This is a genomic window from Pseudomonas sp. AU11447, assembly GCF_001672555.2.
GTDB lineage: Bacteria > Pseudomonadota > Gammaproteobacteria > Pseudomonadales > Pseudomonadaceae > Pseudomonas > Pseudomonas nitroreducens.
Genome location: NZ_LZDG02000024.1, coordinates 84,055 through 100,825 on the forward strand (window position 1 = coordinate 84,055; position 16,771 = coordinate 100,825).

Genomic DNA, 16,771 nt, shown 5'->3' on the forward strand with positions numbered 1-16,771 from the left:
CCTCGTCAGGGTTCTTGGCGTTGCAGCCAATCGTAGCGTACCGCGACCGTCACCTCGAAGGGCTCGGCGAGGATGCGTTCGCGTCGCTCGGCGTTGACCCGCCAGCCGTGGGGCGTCATCGCCAGCAAGTGCTCGCGGGCTTCGCGGGTTTCCAGCGGCAGCTTGAAGCTCAGTTGTTCGGTGTGCGCCAGCTTCAGTTCTTCAGGTAGATCGGCGAGGTGCTTGTCTTCGACGTATTCGCGCACTTCGTCGTACAGGCGTTCGCGCAGTTCCAGCAGGTGGTCGCGTGCCGGGCCCAGGCGCAGCACACCGCCGCCGGGAGTCAGCAGGCGCGCGGCTTCCTTCCAGTCGATCGGGCTGAATACGCTGGCCAGCAACTGGCAGGAAGCATCGGCCAGCGGCACGCGGGCCATGCTGGCGACCATCCAAGTCAGTTGCGGGGCGCGCTTGCAGGCGCGTTTGACGGCCTCGCGGGAGATATCCAGCGCGTAGCCGTCGGCCTGCGGCAGGGCTTCGCCCAGCTGTGCGGTGTAGTAACCCTCGCCGCAACCGATATCCAGCCAGCGCCCTGGAGCACGCTCGGCAGCCAGTTCGGCCAGGCGCCCGGCCAGCGGGGCGTAGTGGCCGGCGCCGAGGAAGTAGCGGCGCGCCTCGACCATGGCGGCGTTATCGCCTGGATCGAGGCTCTTCTTGTGCTGTACCGGCAGCAGGTTCAGGTAGCCCTGGCGTGCGCGGTCGAAGCGGTGCCCGGCGGGGCAGGCCACGCCGTTGTCGACTTCGGTGAGTGCCTCGTGGCACAGCGGACAGATCAGCATCACTTTTTCCCCGGTCCCAGCGGCTGCGGCAGGTCGTTGCGCAGCACGGTGGGCAGCGAGCGGCGGCGCTGGGCAATCTGGTACACGCGCAAGGAATAGCGGCGCTCGGCAGCTGGCGCGGGCGGCGGGGTGTCGGGCTGGATGGCGCCCAGGCAAAAGCCTTTGTTCGGTCCAGTCATGCCAGCAGTCGCACCAGGGTCTGGTAATAGATTTCGGTCAGCACATCGAGGTCGCTGGCCAGTACACGTTCGTCCACCTGGTGAATGGTGGCGTTGACAGGGCCGAGTTCGACCACCTGGGTGCCCATGGTGGCGATGAAGCGGCCATCAGAGGTGCCGCCGGAGGTCGACGGCGTGGTCTCGCGGCCGGTGACCGCGCGGATCGCCGCCGCCACGCCATCGAGCAGCTCGCCCGGCTGGGTGAGGAAGGGCAGGCCGGACAGCGCCCAGTCGATGTGCCATTCCAGGCCGTGCTTGTCGAGGATTGCCGCGACGCGCTGCTGCAGGCCTTCCACGGTGGATTCGGTGGAGAAGCGGAAGTTGAAGATCACCTTCAGGTCGCCCGGAATCACGTTGGTCGCGCCGGTGCCGCCGTTGATGTTGGAGATCTGGAAACTGGTCGGTGGGAAGTAGTCGTTGCCGTTGTCCCAGTGCTCGGCGGCGAGTTCGGCGAGGGCCGGGGCGGCGAGGTGGATCGGGTTCTTTGCCAGGTGCGGGTAGGCCACGTGGCCCTGCTTGCCGCGCACGCTCAGGGTGGCGCCGAGGGAGCCGCGGCGACCGTTCTTGACGATGTCGCCCACCAGGGTGGTGCTCGACGGCTCGCCGACGATGCACCAGTCCAGGCGCTCGTTGCGGGCCTTGAGGCGCTCGACCACGGCCTTGGTGCCGTGATGGGCGGGGCCTTCCTCGTCGCTGGTGATCAGGTAGGCGATGCTGCCGCGGTGGTCGGGGTGGTCGGCGACGAAGCGCTCGGTGGCGATGATCATCGACGCCAGGCTGCCTTTCATGTCCGCCGCGCCACGGCCGCAGAGCATGCCGTCGGCGTCGATCAGGGCGTCGAACGGCTGGTGCTGCCAGGCCTGCTCGGGGCCGGTGGGGACGACGTCGGTATGGCCGGCGAAGCACAGCACCGGGCCATTGGCGCCGTCGCGACCCTGGCGCAGGGCCCAGAAGTTATCCACATCCTCGATGCGCATGGGCTCCAGGGCGAAACCGCAGGCGTCCAGGCGTTGCATCATCAGCTGCTGGCAGTCGGCATCGATCGGTGTGACGGAGGGACGGCGAATCAGCTCGCAGGCGAGGGCCAGTGTCGGCGAGAGGGACATTGAGGGCATCCTGGGGGTGGAACGGAAAAAGGCGCCCATCTTAAAGCAAAAACGCCGGCGTTTGGCCGGCGTTCTCGGGAGTGGATCAGCGGTACGGTTCATCTTGTAGGAGCGAGCTTGCTCGCGAACGCTTTTGCCTGATGCCAAGGCGCCAGGTCTGTTCGCGAGCAAGCTCGCTCCTACAGGGGCTGCATCAGTTGGCCGGCGCGACGTCCGCTGCGGGCGCCTCCTGGGCCTTGGGCGCGGCGGACAGCAGCGCCATTACCAGTGCGGCGAGGTAGGGCAGCGACTGCACCAGCAGCATGGCCACCCAGAACATCATGTCGCGGCTCGGTACGCCCTGCACCAGCACGATGCCCAGTGCGGCGCCCCACAGCAGCAGCATGATGAAGACCTCCTCGCGCGCCTCTGCCAATGCCACCAGCAGGCCGTGGTTGGAGGCCATCTTCGGTGTGCGGAAGAACGGGATGGTCTTGGTGAACGCCCCGTAGAGCACCGCCTTGGCGATGGTGTGCGACAGCGCGAGGCCCGCCACCGCCGCCTGGAACGAGCGCAGCAGGTCCACGCCCACGGCGCGGCGGTAGAGGAACATGATCTTGCCGAACTTGAAGAAGAACAGCGCCAGCGGCGGGATGGCGAAGATCAGCAGTGGCGGGTCGACCCGCTTGGGCACGATGATCATCGCCGAGGACCAGAGCAGCGCGCCGACGGTGAAGAAGATGTTCATGCCGTCGGCGATCCACGGCAGCCAGCCGGCGATGAAGTGGTAGCGCTGGCCGAGGGTCAGCTTGCTGTCCTTGCCCTGGAACAGCGCGCGGGCGTGGCCCTTCATGATCTGGATCGCGCCATAGGCCCAGCGGAAGCGCTGCTTCTTGTAGTCGATGAAGGTGTCGGGCATCACGCCCTTGCCGAAGCTCTGGTGCGAGTAGGCGGCCGAATAGCCTTTCTCGAACACCCGCAGGCCCAGCTCGGCGTCTTCGCAGATGGTCCAGTCGGCCCACTTGAGTTCGTCCATCACGGTCCGGCGGATCATGGTCATGGTGCCGTGCTGGATGATCGCGTCGCGATCGTTGCGGGTGACCATGCCGATGTGGAAGAAGCCCTTGTACTCGGCGTAGCAGAGCTTCTTGAAGACGTTTTCCTCGCCGTCGTGGTAGTCCTGCGGGGACTGCACCACGGCGATCTTCGGATCGCTGAAATGCGGCACCATCTGCTTGAGCCAGTTCGGCTCGACGCAGTAGTCGGCGTCGATCACCGCTACCACTTCGACGTCCGGTGCGGTGTGCGGCAGGATGTAGTTCAGCGCGCCGCCCTTGAAGCCGGCCAGGGGCGCGACGTGGAAGAAGCGGAAGCGCGGGCCGAGGACTTCGCAGTAGTCGCGCACCGGTTCCCAGACCGCCGGGTCCTTGGTGTTGTTGTCGATGATCAGGACTTCGAAGTCCGGATAGTCGAGCCTGGAGAGCGCATCCAGGGTCTTCTTCATCATCTCCGGCGGTTCGTTGTAGCAGGGCACGTGCACCGAGACCTTGGGCCGATAGCCGGTATCGGTCAGCACCGGGTCGAACGGCCGGCGGCGCTTGCGCACCCACACGGTCTCGGCCAGTTCGTGGGCCTCGGTGAGCAGGACGATGAAGACGCCCAGCGCGCCGATGCCCAGCAGGCCGCCGACGGTCAGGCTGAACCAGGTGCTGTATTGCTGGCTGTAGTCGTAGGCGATCCACACCAGCACCGAGCCGCCAGCAAAGGCGACCACGGTGAGGAAGGTCCGCCCGCGCTGGCGCAGGGCGCTGCCGTCGATCATCAGCAGCGTCAGGGCAAGCAGCGCCATCACCACCGAGGCGACCGCCAGGGCGCGCCATTGCGGGATGTTCACCACCGGCCCGGTGAAGTTGAACTTGGGCTGGCGCTGGGCGTTATACACGCCCCAGTAGGCACCCACCGAGCCTTCGTCGCCGACTTTCCAGGGCTGGTCGAAGGCCTCGACGACGAAGTAGTTGTAGCCCCGCTTGTTCAGCGCATTGGTCAGCGTGCGCAGGTAGATGGCCTGGTCCGCCTGGGTGGCGTCGGCGCCGCCGCGCATGCGGCCGTTGCTCGGCCAGCCGACTTCGGCCAGCAGCAGCGGCTTGCGCGGGAACTTGGCGCGCAGCTCCTTGGCGCGCTCGAGGACGAACGGCACGGCGTTGTCCATCGGCGTGTATTCCCAGTACGGCAGCACGTGGGCGGCGATCAGGTCGACGTGCTTGGCCATCTCCGGGTATTTCTCGTAGATGTGCCATTGCTCGGCAGTCGTCACCGGTACCTTCACCGCCTTGCGCACTCGGTCCAGGTAGGCGGTGAGTTGCTCGACGGTGACCTCGCGGCGGAACAGCGCCTCGTTGCCGACGATGACCCGCACGACACTGCGCGAGTTGTTGGCGATCTCGATGCCGCGCTCGATTTCGGCCTCGTTCTCGGCCTCGTCCGGGCCGATCCAGATACCGAGGCTGACACGCATACCGAGCTCTTCCGCCAGGCGCGGGATGTCGGCCAGTGATCCCTTCACCGAGTAGGTGCGGATGTTGTCGGTGTTCTTGGAGACCAGTTCCAGGTCCGAGCGGATCTCATCGTCGCTGGGGAACTGGTCCTTCTGCGGATTCTGGTTCAGGCGAAAGGGCGAGAAGGAGAATCCGGAAATGCTTTCCGGCCAGTCGGGAACGCTGACCGGGCGGTTGTAGAGAGCCCAGAAGCCGGTGAAGAGTGCCGCGAGGGCGACGAAAACCACCAGGTTGAGGCCGAACTTGCGTGAAGACATGGTGCGATCGGGTTCCAAAGGGTGGAACGGGGAGGGGCCGGGACAGTCTCCGCGGGAGACTCTTCGGTCGGGGCGCATCCTACCCCGCACTCCGGGGGCTGTACAGGTTGCCGGCACCGTCCGCCGAGACGGCGAGCGTGGGCATTTTCCGACAGTTTAGAATGTGTGGCAGGCGCGTGGCTGAGACTGCGGCAATCCGGCTTTGTTGCAAGCCTGCCAAGGCCGGTCGTTATAGGTGACCGGTCGTTATAGAATGCCGGCCGTTTCGAGATGAGGTGTGGGCGATGCAACTGGATGAACAGCGTTTCGGCGGAATCGCGCGGCTTTACGGCCGTGAGGGCCTGGAGCGTCTGGCGGCCAGCCATGTGGCGGTGGTCGGGATCGGCGGCGTGGGCTCCTGGGCGGCCGAGGCCCTGGCGCGCAGCGGCGTGGGTGAGATTTCCCTGTTCGATCTCGATGACGTCTGCGTCACCAACACCAATCGCCAGGTGCATGCGCTGGACGGCGCCGTGGGCAAGCCCAAGGTCGAGGTCATGGCCGAGCGCCTGAAGGCAATCAATCCCGGCATCGTCGTACACGCTGTAGCCGATTTCGTTACCCGTGAAACCATGGCGGACTACATCACCGCGGAGCTGGATTGCGTGATCGACTGCATCGACAGCGTCGCCGCCAAGGCCGCGCTGATCGCCTGGTGCAAGCGCCGCAAGCTGCAGATCATCACCACCGGTGGCGCGGGCGGGCAGGTCGATCCGACGCAGATCCAGGTCGCCGACCTGAACAAGACGTTCAACGACCCGCTGGCCGCCAAGGTCCGTTCCATGCTGCGCCGCGACTACAACTTCTCGCGCACGCCGGGCCGGCACTACAGCGTGCAGTGCGTGTTTTCCACTGAGCAGCTGCGCTATCCCAAGCCGGACGGCACGGTGTGCCAGTCCAAGAGTTTCGTCGGCGAGGGCGTGAAGCTGGACTGCGCCGGCGGTTTCGGCGCGGTGATGATGGTCACGGCGACCTTCGGCATGGTCGCGGCGGCGCGGGCAGTGGACAAGATCGTCGCCGGGGCGCGGCGGCCTTCGGAGCGTTCCGCAGGCTAGGCGCTTTTGTAGGACCGAGGGGCGCCTAGCCATTGCTCGCGAACGCTTCGGCTGGATGCCACGGTGTCGGGCGGGTTCGCGAGCAAGCTCGCTCCTACGAAAACAGGTGCTCAGTCGCTGACCAGTTCCTGCATGCGCTTCAGGACTGCGTTGAGTCCGTTACTGCGCGACGGCGAGAGTTGCCGGCCCAGGCCCAGCTGATTGAACCAGTCGGGCAGGTCGATGGCAGACAGCTCGTCCACCGGCAAGCCTTCCACCCGTACCAGCAGCAACGCCAGCAACCCGCGCAGCAGGCGCGCATCGCTGTAGGCGCGGAAATGCCAGCGGCCATCCCGCGAGTCAGCCAGCAGCCAGACATTGCTCTCGCAGCCCTGCACGCGGTGCTCGTCACTGCGCTCGGTTTCGCTCAACGGCTCCAGGCGTTCGCCCCATTGCATCAGCAGGCGTGCCCGTTGCTCCCAGCCCTGCAAGGCGGTGAAGGCCTTCAGTGCCTCGGCGGCCGCGGCGGGCAGGCTCATCGCAGCAACTCCAGGGCGCTGTCCAGCGCGGTGAAGAAACGCTCCAGGTCGGCACTGTCGTTGTAGAGGCCAAGGGAGACCCGCAGGGCACCGGCCACGTCGAGGGTCTTCATCAGCGGCATGGCGCAGTGGTGCCCGGCGCGCACGGCAATGCCCTGTTCGGTGAGCAGATGGCCGAGGTCGGCCACATGCACGCCCTCGACCACGAAACTGGCCAGCGCCACTTCCGGTTCGCCCAGCACGCGCACGCCATCACGGGCGCGCAGGCCGGCGAGCAGGCGGGCGTGGAGGAAATCCTCGTGGGCGCTGGCTTCGGCGCTGTCCTGGGCGGCCAGCCACTGCAGCGTGGCGCCCAGGGCGATCACCGGGCCGATGGGCGGGGTGCCGGCCTCGAAGCCCATCGGGGCGCTGTGGAACTGTGCGTCGAAGTAGTCCGCGACGCGCACCATCTCGCCGCCGAATTGCCAGTGCGCCAGTCGCTCCAGCGACTCCGGGCGGCCCCAGAGCAGGCCGAGGCCTTCCGGGCCGTAAAGTTTGTGGCTGGAGCAGACATAGAAATCACAGCCGAGTGCCGACAGGTTGTGCCGGCCGTGGACAACGCCCTGGGCGCCATCCACCACGGTCAACGCGCCGTGCTGCCGAGCCATCTGCAACAGCTCCGGCAGCGGTTGCCAGGTGCCAAGCACGTTGGACAGCTGGCTGACGGCAAGCAGGCGCGTGCGCGGGCCGATCAGGCTGGCGGCGCGGTTCAGGTCGATGCGGCCGTCACTGTCCAGCGGCAGGATCACCAGTTTCAAGCCGCGACGCTTGGCCAGTTGCTGCCAGGGCAGCAGGTTGGCGTGGTGCTCCAGGGCGCTGACGACGATCTCGTCACCGCTGTGGAAGTCTGCCTCCAGTCCGTAGGCCAGCAGGTTCAGGGCTTCGGTGGCGCCACGGGTGAAGATGATCTGCGCCGGGCTGCCGCCATTGAGCCAACTGGCGGCCAGGCTGCGGGTCGCTTCGAAGGCGCGGGTGGCGCGCTCGCCGGGCAGGTGCTGGGCGCGGTGTACGTTGGCGGCGCCACTGCCGTAGTAGCCGGCGAGGGCGTCGATCATGGCGCGCGGCTTCTGCGCGGTGGCGGCGCTGTCGAGGTAGGTCTGGCCTTCGGCCTCGAAGGCGGCGAGGGCCGGGAAGTCGGAGCGCCAGGGCGAGGGAATGGACATGGGCGTGCGGCCGGTTGCGGAAAAAGTAAAACGGGGGCCGCAGCCCCCGCTTCTCCAAGCTTAGTGCGTACCCCGCATCAGCGGGGCGCCCAGCTTAGTTGTGCGCGTGCAGCGCTTCGTTCAGCTCGATTGCAGTCTTGTTGGTCTTGCACTCGACAGCACCGGTCTGGGAGTTGCGGCGGAACAGCAGGTCGGCCTGGCCGGCCAGGTCGCGGCCCTTGACCACTTTCACCAGGGCGTTCTGGTCGTCCAGTACGGCGATCTTGGTGCCAGCGGTGACGTACAGGCCGGCTTCGACGATGTTGCGGTCGCCCAGCGGGATGCCGATGCCGGCGTTGGCGCCGATCAGGCAGCCTTCGCCGACGCTGATGACGATGTTGCCGCCGCCGGACAGGGTGCCCATGGTGGAGCAGCCGCCGCCCAGGTCCGAGCCCTTGCCGACGAACACGCCAGCGGAGACGCGGCCTTCGATCATGCCCGGGCCCTGGGTGCCGGCGTTGAAGTTGACGAAGCCTTCGTGCATCACGGTGGTGCCTTCACCGATGTAGGCGCCCAGGCGTACGCGGGCGGTGTCGGCGATGCGCACGCCGGCCGGGACCACGTAGTCGGTCATCTTCGGGAACTTGTCCACCGAGAAGACTTCCAGCAGCTTGCCCTTCAGGCGCGCTTCCAGTTGCAGTTCGGCCAGTTCGGCCAGGTCGACGGCGCCCTGGTTGGTCCAGGCCACGTTCGGCAGCAGCGGGAAGATGCCGGTCAGGTTCAGGCCGTGCGGCTTGACCAGGCGATGGGACAGCAGGTGCAGCTTGAGGTACGCCTCCGGGGTGGAGCTGGGGGCGGCGTCTTCGGCCAGCAGGGTGGCAACCAGCGGCTTCTGGCTTTCGGCCAGGCGGTTGAGCAGCGCGGCCTGGGCAGCGTCGACGGTCTCAACGGCGTCGGCCAACTGGTAGGCCTGGTGGGCGGTGAAGGCAATCGCCTGGTTGCCGCCTTCATAGTTCAGCAGCGGGCTGATGGCTGCGACCAGTTCGGCGCTGGGGTTGAGCAGCGGCTGCGCGTAGAAGACTTCCAGCCAGTTGCCCTGGCGGTTCTGGGTGCCGACACCGAAAGCGATGCTGAACAGGGATTTCGACATGAGGGGGATTCCTTGAAAGAGATTCTCGAAGAATGAATTCGGTCAGGCCGGACGGCGACTGAGCAGCAGGCCCAGCCCGGCGCTGCCCAGCAGCGCGGCACAACCACGGTTGAACAGGCGCCGTGCGCGTGCGCCGGCGAGCAGCTTGCCGAGGCGGACCCCGGCGAGCCCGTAAAGGGCGATGGCCAGCCATTCCAGCAGCAGGAAGGCAGCGCCGAGTTGGGCGAACTGGGCGCCCACGGCCTGACGCGGATCGACGAACTGCGGCAGGAAAGCGGTGAAGATGAGGATCGCCTTGGGGTTGCCGGCGGCCACCCAGAACTCCTGGCGGGCCAGGCGCCACAGGCTGGTGGCGGTAGCCGGGGCGCCATCGACGGACAGGCTCGCTGTCGGCGCGCGCCACAGTTGCACGGCCAGCCACAGCAGGTAACCGGCGCCCACCAGCTTGATCGCCAGGAACAGCCAGGCCGAGGCTTGCAGTACCAGCGCCAGGCCGGAGGCGGCCAGGGCCAGCATGCCGGCGAAGGCGAGCAGCCGTCCGCCACCGGCGAGGGTGGCGCGCAGCAGGCCGAAGCGCGCGGCATTGTTCAGCGACAGCAGGTTGTTCGGTCCCGGCGCCAGGTTCAGGGCGAAGCAGGCGGGGAGGAACAGGGCCCAGGCGATGCTCATCGTCCTGCGACTCAGGCCAGGGCGGCGGCGTAGAGGTCGGGCTTGAAGCCGACCAGGGTGCGATCACCCAGGTCCAGCACCGGGCGCTTGATCATCGACGGCTGCGCCACCATCAGTTCGATGGCCTTGGCCTGGTCGATATCGGCCTTCTGCGCGTCGTCGAGCTTGCGGAACGTGGTGCCGGCACGGTTCAGGACAGTCTCCCAGCCATGCTCGTTGCACCATTGCTCCAGGTGCGCGCGGTCTATTCCGCTAGTCTTGTAGTCGTGGAAGGCGTAGTCGACGCCATGTTCTTCCAGCCAGGTACGGGCCTTCTTCATGGTGTCGCAGGCTTTGATTCCATACAGCGTCCGCTCGCTCACGGGGCGCTACTCCTTTTCGATGCTTTTTTCAGGCGCGGGATTATGCCATTTCCCAGCGCCTTGCGGGACGCCGCCGGGAGGCCGGCGTTTTGCAACAGTTTTTTGCCCGAAGCGTGGCTGATCCGCTCCGCGATGGGTGTTTCAATGGATGGCTGTGTTGGAGTTCGACGATGCAAACCGTTTACACCGTGTTGATCCTGCTGCTGGTCGTGGGGGGAACCCGGCTCGCCGCTCAACTGATCCCGCTGCCCCTGCCGCTGATCCAGATCGTCGCCGGCGCCATGCTCGCCTGGCCGAGCCTGGGGCTGCACGTGGCGCTCGATCCCGAACTGTTCATGTTCCTGTTCATCCCGCCGCTGCTGTTCGCCGATGGCTGGCGTATGCCCAAGGGCGAGTTCTGGAAGATGCGCTGGCCGATCCTCACCCTGGCCTTCGCCCTGGTGCTGTTCACCGTGCTCGGCGGCGGCGTCTTCATCCACCTGCTGATTCCCGAGATACCCTGGGCTGCCGCCTTCGCCCTGGCGGCGGTGCTGTCGCCGACCGATGCGCTGGCGGTTTCGGCCATCGCCCAGGACCGCCTTCCCAGGCGCCTGATGCACGTGTTGCAGGGCGAGGCGCTGATGAACGACGCCTCCGGCCTGGTCGCCTTCAAGTTCGCCATCGCTGCTGCCATGACCGGTACCTTCTCGCTGATGGATGCCAGCCTGAGCTTCCTGCTGGTGGCGGTTGGCGGGCTGGCCTGCGGGGTGTTCATCAGCTGGCTGCTGGGGCGCATTCGCGCCTGGATGATCCGTCGCGGCTGGGATGATCCGGCGACCCACGTGGTGCTGATGCTGCTGTTGCCCTTCGCCTGCTACATGATCGCCGAGGAGCTGGGGGTTTCCGGCATCCTGGCGGCGGTGGCGGCCGGCATGATGCAGAGCTGGGCCGACCTGCTGCCGCGGCAGACCAACACGCGCCTGCTCAACCGCAGCGTCTGGTCGATGCTCGAGTTCGCCTTCAACGGCGTGGTGTTCCTGCTGCTGGGCCTGCAGTTGCCGGACATCCTGAAATCGGTCTCCCACCATGCCGATGACGTGATGTGGCGCTCGTCGCTGCTGCTGTTCTACGTGCTGGCGGTGTTCGCCGTGCTGATCCTGCTGCGTTTCGGCTGGGTCTGGTGCTACTGGAAGGTGTCGGTGCGCTTCGAGCAGTGGTGGGGGATAGAGCTGGGCGGTCGTTCGGGCGAGCCGGTGCTGCGGTTGTCGGCAATCTCGGCGCTGGGCGGCGTGCGCGGGGCGGTGACGCTGGCCGGCGTGCTCTCGGTACCGCTGCTGTTGCTCGATGGCTCGGCTTTCCCGCAGCGCGACCTGATCATCTTCATCGCTACTGGGGTGATCCTGGTGTCGCTGATCGCCGCCACCATCGGCCTGCCGATTCTTCTGCGCGGATTGCCGGCAGCCAGCAATGACCAACGCGAGCGCGAAGTGCAGTCGGTGTGGCGCAAGACCGCGGCGGCGGCCATCCACATGCTGGAAGGCGAGGAAATGCCTACTCGCGACGGCGCGGATGCCGACGAAGCGGCGCGCCTGACTGAGGTGAAGGCGCGACTGATGGCCGAGTATCGCCACGAACTGGACCCGGCGCCGGACTCCCAGGAGGCCCGCGAGCGCGCTCGCAGCCTGGAACTGGCCGATCAGGCGCTGCGTATCAAGGCGCTGCGCGCGCAGCGCCTGGAGCTTTACCGCATGCGGCGTGAGCATGAAATCGATGACGAGACCATGCGCGAGGTGCTGGGTGAGCTGGACAGCCAGGAAGCCTGGGTGACCAGCAAGGCGGGGCGCTGGGTGTAATGGTGCTCTTGTAGGACCGAGAGGACTAGGCGTCCTCTCGGTCCTAAAGGGTGTAAAACCTCAGAGGCTCTTTACGTACTGCTTGATCCGCTCGGCTGCTTCCACGCACTCGGCCAGCGGAGCCACCAGCGCCATGCGCACGCGGTTGGCGCCAGGATTCTCGCCGTTCACTTCGCGCGACAGATACGAACCCGGCACCACGGTGACGTGCTGTTGGTCGAACAGGCCGCGGCAGAACTCGGTGTCGGCTACCGGCGTTTTCGCCCACAGGTAGAAGCTGCCGTCCGGGCGCTGCACGTCGAGCACGCCGCCGAGGATGTCCAGCACGGCATCGAACTTCTCGCGGTACAGGTCGCGGTTGGCGCGCACGTGGTCTTCGTCCTTCCAGGCCGCGACGCTGGCCAGTTGGGTCTGAACCGGCATGGCGCAGCCGTGGTAGGTGCGGTACAGGAGAAATTTCTTCAGCACCTCGGCATCGCCGGCGACGAAGCCCGAGCGCAGGCCCGGCAGATTGGAGCGCTTGGACAGGCTGTGGAACACCACGCAGCGCTTGAAGTCATCGCGACCCAGCTCGGCGCAGGCGGTCAGCAGGCCCGCCGGCGGGTTCTGCTCGTCAAAGTACAGCTCGCTGTAGCACTCGTCGGCGGCGATCACGAAGTCGTGCTCGTCGGCCAGGGCGATCAGCTTCTTCAGGGTTTCCAGCGGCACCAGCGCACCGGTGGGGTTGCCCGGCGAGCAGAGGAAGAGGATCTGGCAGCGCGCCCAGATATCGGCCGGCACTGCCTCGAAGTCCGGGTTGAAGCCGTTGTCTTCCAGGCACGGCAGGTAGTGCGGCTCGGCGCCGGCCAGCAGGGCCGCGCCTTCGTAGATCTGGTAGAACGGGTTCGGGCTGATCACCAGGCCCTTGGCGTTGCGGTCGACCACGGTCTGGGTGAAGGCGAACAGCGCTTCGCGGGTGCCGTTCACCGGCAGCACGTGGCGCGCAGCGTCCAGCCAGCCGGCCGGTACCTTGAAGCGGCGCTCGCACCAGGCGGCAATGGCTTCGCGCAGGGCGGGGATGCCCAGGGTGGTCGGATAGACGGCCAACTGGTCGAGGCTATCGGCCAGGGCCTTGGCGACGAACTCCGGCGAGCGGTGCTTGGGTTCGCCGATGGACAGCGCGATCGGCTTCAGCTCCGCCGGCGGCTGGGCACCGGCCAGCAGGGCGCGGAGCTTCTCGAAGGGGTAGGGCTGGAGCGAGTCGAGGGCAGGATTCATGGGCAAGGCTCTTTCTTTCTAAAGTCTGACTAAATGCTGATGCGTACCGGCATGCTCTGCTGGCCGCCGTCGGAAAGGATATCGACCAGGGCGGTCTGGATGCGCTTGCACAGCTCGGGGTCGGAGAGTGGCTGATTGTGCGCATCGGTGACGAAGAACACGTCTTCCACGCGTTCGCCCAGGGTGGCGATCTTGGCGTTCTGCACCGACAGGTCGAAGTCCAGGAACAGCCCGCCGATCCGCGCGAGCAGGCCGGGGCGGTCCGGCGCTATCACTTCGAGCACGCTGACCTGACGCGCCGCGTCGGTGGAAATGGTCACCTGCGGGTTGAAGGCGAAGTGCTTGAGCTGGCGTGGGACGCGGCGCTGGATGATGGTCGGGTACTCGTCCGGATCCTTCAATGCGTTGACCAACCCCTCGCGAATTTCTTCGACTCGGGAGGGATTGTTGCCGATCGAGCCGCCATCTGCGTCGAGCACTATGTAGGTGTCGAGGGTGAACAGGCTGGTGGAGGTGATGATTCGCGCGTCCTGAATGTTCAGGTTGAGCTGGTCCATCGCGGCCACGGTCACGGCGAAGAAGTCATGCTGGTCGCCGGCATAGATGAAGATCTGCGTGCCACCCTCGAATTCGCGCTGGGCGGTCTCCTTGATCAGCACCAGCGGCGTGCCGTCGTCCGGGTGCTGGAGGATCGCCTCGGTATGCCAGGCGACGTCGGCCGCGGTATGGCGCAGGAAGTAGTCGTCGCCCAACTGGCTCCAGAGCTGCTCGGCGTCGTCCTGGTCGATGCCGCCGCGCACCAGAATGTCGATGGCCGCGCTCTGTGTCTGGCGAATCTGCTCCTCGCGGTCGACCGGGTTCTCCAGGCCGCGGCGCAGGGCGCGCTTGGTCTCGGTGTAGAGCTGGCGCAGCAGGCTGGCGCGCCAGGAGTTCCACAGGGTCGGGTTGGTGGCGTTGATGTCGGCCACGGTGAGCACGTAGAGGTAGTCCAGGTAGGTCTGGTTGCCCATCAGCTGGGCGAAATCGTAGATCACCTGCGGGTCGGACAGGTCCTTGCGCTGGGCCGTGGTCGACATGATCAGGTGGTTCTGCACCAGCCAGGACACCAGGTTGGTGTCCCACGGCGGCAATTGGTGGCGCTGGCAGAAGTGCTCGGCGTCGACCGCGCCCAGTTCCGAGTGGTCGCCGCCACGGCCCTTGGCGATGTCATGGTAGAGGCCGGCGATGTAGATCAGCTCGGGCTTGGGCAGGCGCTCCATGATCTTGCTGGCCAGCGGGTACTTCTCCGCCATGTCCGGGCGACGCAGCTTGCGCAGGTGTTTGATCAGGTTGAGGGTGTGCGCATCCACCGTATAGATGTGGAACAGGTCGTGCTGCATCTGCCCGACGATGAGGCCGAACTCCGGCAGGTAGCGGCCGAGGATGCCGTAGCGGTTCATCCGCCGCAGGTTGCGGTGGATGCCTTCCTTGCACTTGAACAGCTCGATGAACAGGCTGGTGTTGCGGATGTCGTGGCGGAAGTCGTCGTCGATCAGGTGGCGACTGTCGCGCAGCAGGCGGATCGTATCGGCGCGCACGCCCTTGATCTCGGGGTGCTGGGCGAGCAGCACGAAGATTTCCAGCAGGGCAAACGGGGTGCGCTTGAAGACGTTGGCGTGGGTGACTTCCAGGTAGCCGTCGCGCAGCTGGAAGCGGCTGTTGAGCGGCAGGATCTGGCCGTTCTCGCCGGCCCGCAGTATCACTTCCTCGAAGTGCTGCATGATCAGGTCGTTCAGCTCGGACACCGCCATCACCACGCGGTAGTACTTCTGCATGAAGCGCTCGACGGCCAGCTTGGCGTCGTTGCCTTCATAGCCGAGCATCCCGGCAATGCGCCGCTGATGGTCGAACAGCAGCCGGTCCTCGGCGCGGCCGGCGAGCATGTGCAGGGCGTAGCGGACCTTCCAGAGGAATTCCTGGCTGGAGGCCAGCACCGCGCATTCGCTCTCGACCAGGAACCCCTCGCGCACCAGGGCGTGCAGGTTGAGGCTGCCGAAATGCCGGCGGGCGACCCAGAGCAGCGTCTGGATGTCGCGCAGGCCGCCGGGCGAGCCCTTCACGTTGGGTTCGAGGTTGTATTCGGTGTCGTTGTATTTGGTGTGGCGGTGAATCTGTTCCTTGCGCTTGGCCAGGTAGAACTGGCCGCTGGGCCACATCTGCTTCGCGCTGGTGGCTTCGAGCATGCGCTGGCGCAGGCTGTCCGGGCCGGAAATGGTCCGGCACTCCATCAGGTTGGTGACCACGGTGAGGTCGGCGCGCGCTTCCTCGGCGCACTCGGCCACCGAGCGCACGCTCTGGCCGACTTCCAGGCCGATGTCCCAGAGCAGGGTGAGGAAGCCTTCGATGGGCTCGCGGAAGATTTCTTGGTCTTCGCTGTCCAGCAGGATCAGCAGGTCGATGTCCGAGTGCGGGTGCAACTCGCCGCGGCCATAGCCGCCCACGGCGACCAGCGCGATGTCGGCGTCGTCGCCCCAGTCGAAGCGATTCCAGGCCTGCTGCAGGATCTGGTCGACGAACCAGGCGCGGTCCTCGATCAGCCGGCGAATATCGCGGCCGCCGTTGAAGCGGCTATCCAGCACGTCGTTGGCCTGACGAATGGCCTTCTTGAAGGCGGCGATGGGGCTGGATTTGAGGGCCAGTTCCGCCTGGAACTGCCCACGGTCGAACAACTCGGGATCCACCTGCGGCATGGCGGCCTTCCTGATCAATGGCTTAGGGGAGGGCAGGGGCAAGAGGGCGGTCGGGCCTGGGCGCTTGGCGCCAGGCCCGGCAGCTGTGCCGGGCCGGGATTTCTATGTTCTACCCAGCCGTCGGCGAGATTGCAAACCGCTTCCGGTCAGGCCGGCGTGCGCGGGAAGCTTTCGTCGTTGCGCAGGGTCAGGATCTCGTAGCCGTCGGCGGTGACCAGCACGGTGTGCTCCCACTGCGCGGACAGCTTGCGGTCCTTGGTGATGGCGGTCCAGCCGTCGCCCAGCAGGCGGGTTTCCGGGCGGCCCTGGTTGATCATCGGTTCGATGGTGAAGATCATGCCTTCCTTGAGTTCCAGGCCGGTGCCGGCGCGGCCGTAGTGCAGCACCTGCGGCTCCTCATGGAACACCTTGCCGATGCCGTGGCCGCAATACTCGCGCACCACGGAGAAGCCGTTCTTCTCGGCATATTTCTGGATCACTTCGCCGATGTCGCCCAGGCGTGCACCCGGTTTGACCAGCGCAATGCCCTTGTACAGGCATTCCTGGGTGATCTGGCAGAGGCGGTCAGCCCATTCCGGGGTCTTGCCCACCGAGAACATCTTGCTGGTGTCGCCGTGGTAGCCGTCCTTGATGACGGTGACATCGATGTTGACGATGTCGCCTTCCTTGAGCGGCTTCTCGTTGGGAATGCCGTGGCACACCACGTGGTTGATCGAGGTGCAGATCGACTTGGGGAAGCCCTTGTAGTTCAGCGGCGCGGGAATGGCCTTCTGCACGTTGACGATGTAGTCGTGGCAGAGACGGTCCAGCTCATCGGTGGTGACGCCGGGCTTGACGTGTTCGCCGATCATTTCCAGCACTTCGGCGGCCAGGCGGCCGGCGACGCGCATTTTCTCGATGTCTTCGGGCGTCTTGATGGTGACGGTCATGCGACTTCTCTATCAGGCGCTGCGTACGCGCGGGTAAATAAGAGGAATACGCAAGTCTATCAGATTTGGTGCTCTTCTATTAAGCGCGGGCGGCCGACGGAGCTGCTCGAACGAGGCGGTGGG

At 66.1% G+C, this 16,771-nt stretch carries 14 protein-coding genes; 2 read left to right on the plus strand and 12 right to left on the minus strand.

The features are described 5' to 3' along the window. Positions 1-5: 5 nt before the first annotated feature. From A6723_RS06070 to A6723_RS06085, 4 genes are all read right to left on the minus strand, one after another. The gene (locus A6723_RS06070) at positions 6-815 is read right to left on the minus strand and encodes a putative RNA methyltransferase (protein WP_054908315.1); all 810 of its coding nucleotides are present in this window, start codon (positions 813-815) and stop codon (positions 6-8) included. Then, positions 815-994 carry a hypothetical protein gene (locus A6723_RS06075; RefSeq protein ID WP_024766714.1) on the minus strand — a complete coding sequence of 60 codons (180 nt, stop codon included), beginning with the start codon at positions 992-994 and terminating at the stop codon, positions 815-817. The genes A6723_RS06070 and A6723_RS06075 overlap by 1 nt, the downstream gene beginning before the upstream one ends. Further along, a complete protein-coding gene (gene dapE / locus A6723_RS06080; protein ID WP_175405527.1) occupies positions 991-2,148 on the minus strand; it encodes a succinyl-diaminopimelate desuccinylase in 1,158 nt (385 codons plus the stop codon). Before dapE ends, A6723_RS06075 begins: the two co-directional genes overlap by 4 nt. A 184-nt stretch (positions 2,149-2,332) precedes the next feature. Then, positions 2,333-4,930 (minus strand): glycosyltransferase, encoded by a 2,598-nt coding sequence (locus A6723_RS06085; protein ID WP_054908317.1) that lies wholly within the window; start codon positions 4,928-4,930, stop codon positions 2,333-2,335. Between the two features lie 284 nt (positions 4,931-5,214). Between A6723_RS06085 and tcdA the strand changes: the two genes are divergently transcribed. Then, on the plus strand, positions 5,215-6,021 hold the full coding sequence (gene tcdA / locus A6723_RS06090; protein WP_054908318.1) for a tRNA cyclic N6-threonylcarbamoyladenosine(37) synthase TcdA: 807 nt from the start codon (positions 5,215-5,217) through the stop codon (positions 6,019-6,021). Positions 6,022-6,131: 110 nt separating this feature from the next. On the opposite strand, the gene A6723_RS06095 is transcribed toward tcdA, so the two are convergent. The 5 genes from A6723_RS06095 to A6723_RS06115 form a co-directional block, all read right to left on the minus strand. After that, positions 6,132-6,539, minus strand: a complete 408-nt coding sequence (locus A6723_RS06095; protein ID WP_054908319.1) for a SufE family protein — start codon at positions 6,537-6,539, stop codon at positions 6,132-6,134. After that, complete coding sequence (locus tag A6723_RS06100) at positions 6,536-7,741, minus strand: aminotransferase class V-fold PLP-dependent enzyme (protein WP_054908320.1); 1,206 nt, start codon at positions 7,739-7,741, stop codon at positions 6,536-6,538. Before A6723_RS06100 ends, A6723_RS06095 begins: the two co-directional genes overlap by 4 nt. A 94-nt stretch (positions 7,742-7,835) precedes the next feature. Next, a complete protein-coding gene (gene dapD, locus A6723_RS06105) occupies positions 7,836-8,870 on the minus strand; it encodes a 2,3,4,5-tetrahydropyridine-2,6-dicarboxylate N-succinyltransferase (RefSeq protein WP_045209996.1) in 1,035 nt (344 codons plus the stop codon). 42 nt (positions 8,871-8,912) lie between these two features. Then, positions 8,913-9,539 carry a LysE family translocator gene (locus A6723_RS06110; protein WP_054908321.1) on the minus strand — a complete coding sequence of 209 codons (627 nt, stop codon included), beginning with the start codon at positions 9,537-9,539 and terminating at the stop codon, positions 8,913-8,915. Between the two features lie 11 nt (positions 9,540-9,550). Beyond that, positions 9,551-9,901, minus strand: coding sequence for an ArsC family reductase (locus tag A6723_RS06115; protein WP_024766089.1), 351 nt, complete (start codon positions 9,899-9,901; stop codon positions 9,551-9,553). A 170-nt stretch (positions 9,902-10,071) separates the two neighbouring features. On the opposite strand from A6723_RS06115, the gene A6723_RS06120 reads away from it, so the two are divergent. Beyond that, positions 10,072-11,733 carry a Na+/H+ antiporter gene (locus tag A6723_RS06120; protein WP_054908322.1) on the plus strand — a complete coding sequence of 554 codons (1,662 nt, stop codon included), beginning with the start codon at positions 10,072-10,074 and terminating at the stop codon, positions 11,731-11,733. Positions 11,734-11,793: 60 nt separating this feature from the next. On the opposite strand, the gene dapC is transcribed toward A6723_RS06120, so the two are convergent. The 3 genes from dapC to map all read right to left on the minus strand — a co-directional run bounded on the left by dapC (position 11,794) and on the right by map (position 16,648). Further along, positions 11,794-12,990, minus strand: a complete 1,197-nt coding sequence (gene dapC, locus A6723_RS06125; protein WP_054908323.1) for a succinyldiaminopimelate transaminase — start codon at positions 12,988-12,990, stop codon at positions 11,794-11,796. A 29-nt stretch (positions 12,991-13,019) separates the two neighbouring features. Next, on the minus strand, positions 13,020-15,719 hold the full coding sequence (locus A6723_RS06130; RefSeq protein WP_054908324.1) for a [protein-PII] uridylyltransferase: 2,700 nt from the start codon (positions 15,717-15,719) through the stop codon (positions 13,020-13,022). Positions 15,720-15,865: 146 nt separating this feature from the next. Next, on the minus strand, positions 15,866-16,648 hold the full coding sequence (gene map, locus A6723_RS06135; protein WP_054908325.1) for a type I methionyl aminopeptidase: 783 nt from the start codon (positions 16,646-16,648) through the stop codon (positions 15,866-15,868). Between the last annotated feature and the right edge of the window lie 123 nt (positions 16,649-16,771).

Excerpts from the sequence above, each read along its gene's own strand:
- A6723_RS06070 (WP_054908315.1), bottom strand. The coding sequence starts at position 815 with ATGCTGATCTGTCCGCTGTGCCACGAGGCACTCACCGAAGTCGACAAC.
- A6723_RS06075 (WP_024766714.1), bottom strand. The coding sequence starts at position 994 with ATGACTGGACCGAACAAAGGCTTTTGCCTGGGCGCCATCCAGCCCGAC.
- dapE (WP_175405527.1), bottom strand. The coding sequence starts at position 2,148 with ATGCCCTCAATGTCCCTCTCGCCGACACTGGCCCTCGCCTGCGAGCTG.
- A6723_RS06085 (WP_054908317.1), bottom strand. The coding sequence starts at position 4,930 with ATGTCTTCACGCAAGTTCGGCCTCAACCTGGTGGTTTTCGTCGCCCTC.
- tcdA (WP_054908318.1), top strand. The coding sequence starts at position 5,215 with ATGCAACTGGATGAACAGCGTTTCGGCGGAATCGCGCGGCTTTACGGC.
- A6723_RS06095 (WP_054908319.1), bottom strand. The coding sequence starts at position 6,539 with ATGAGCCTGCCCGCCGCGGCCGCCGAGGCACTGAAGGCCTTCACCGCC.
- A6723_RS06100 (WP_054908320.1), bottom strand. The coding sequence starts at position 7,741 with ATGTCCATTCCCTCGCCCTGGCGCTCCGACTTCCCGGCCCTCGCCGCC.
- dapD (WP_045209996.1), bottom strand. The coding sequence starts at position 8,870 with ATGTCGAAATCCCTGTTCAGCATCGCTTTCGGTGTCGGCACCCAGAAC.
- A6723_RS06110 (WP_054908321.1), bottom strand. The coding sequence starts at position 9,539 with ATGAGCATCGCCTGGGCCCTGTTCCTCCCCGCCTGCTTCGCCCTGAAC.
- A6723_RS06120 (WP_054908322.1), top strand. The coding sequence starts at position 10,072 with ATGCAAACCGTTTACACCGTGTTGATCCTGCTGCTGGTCGTGGGGGGA.
- dapC (WP_054908323.1), bottom strand. The coding sequence starts at position 12,990 with ATGAATCCTGCCCTCGACTCGCTCCAGCCCTACCCCTTCGAGAAGCTC.
- A6723_RS06130 (WP_054908324.1), bottom strand. The coding sequence starts at position 15,719 with ATGCCGCAGGTGGATCCCGAGTTGTTCGACCGTGGGCAGTTCCAGGCG.
- map (WP_054908325.1), bottom strand. The coding sequence starts at position 16,648 with ATGACCGTCACCATCAAGACGCCCGAAGACATCGAGAAAATGCGCGTC.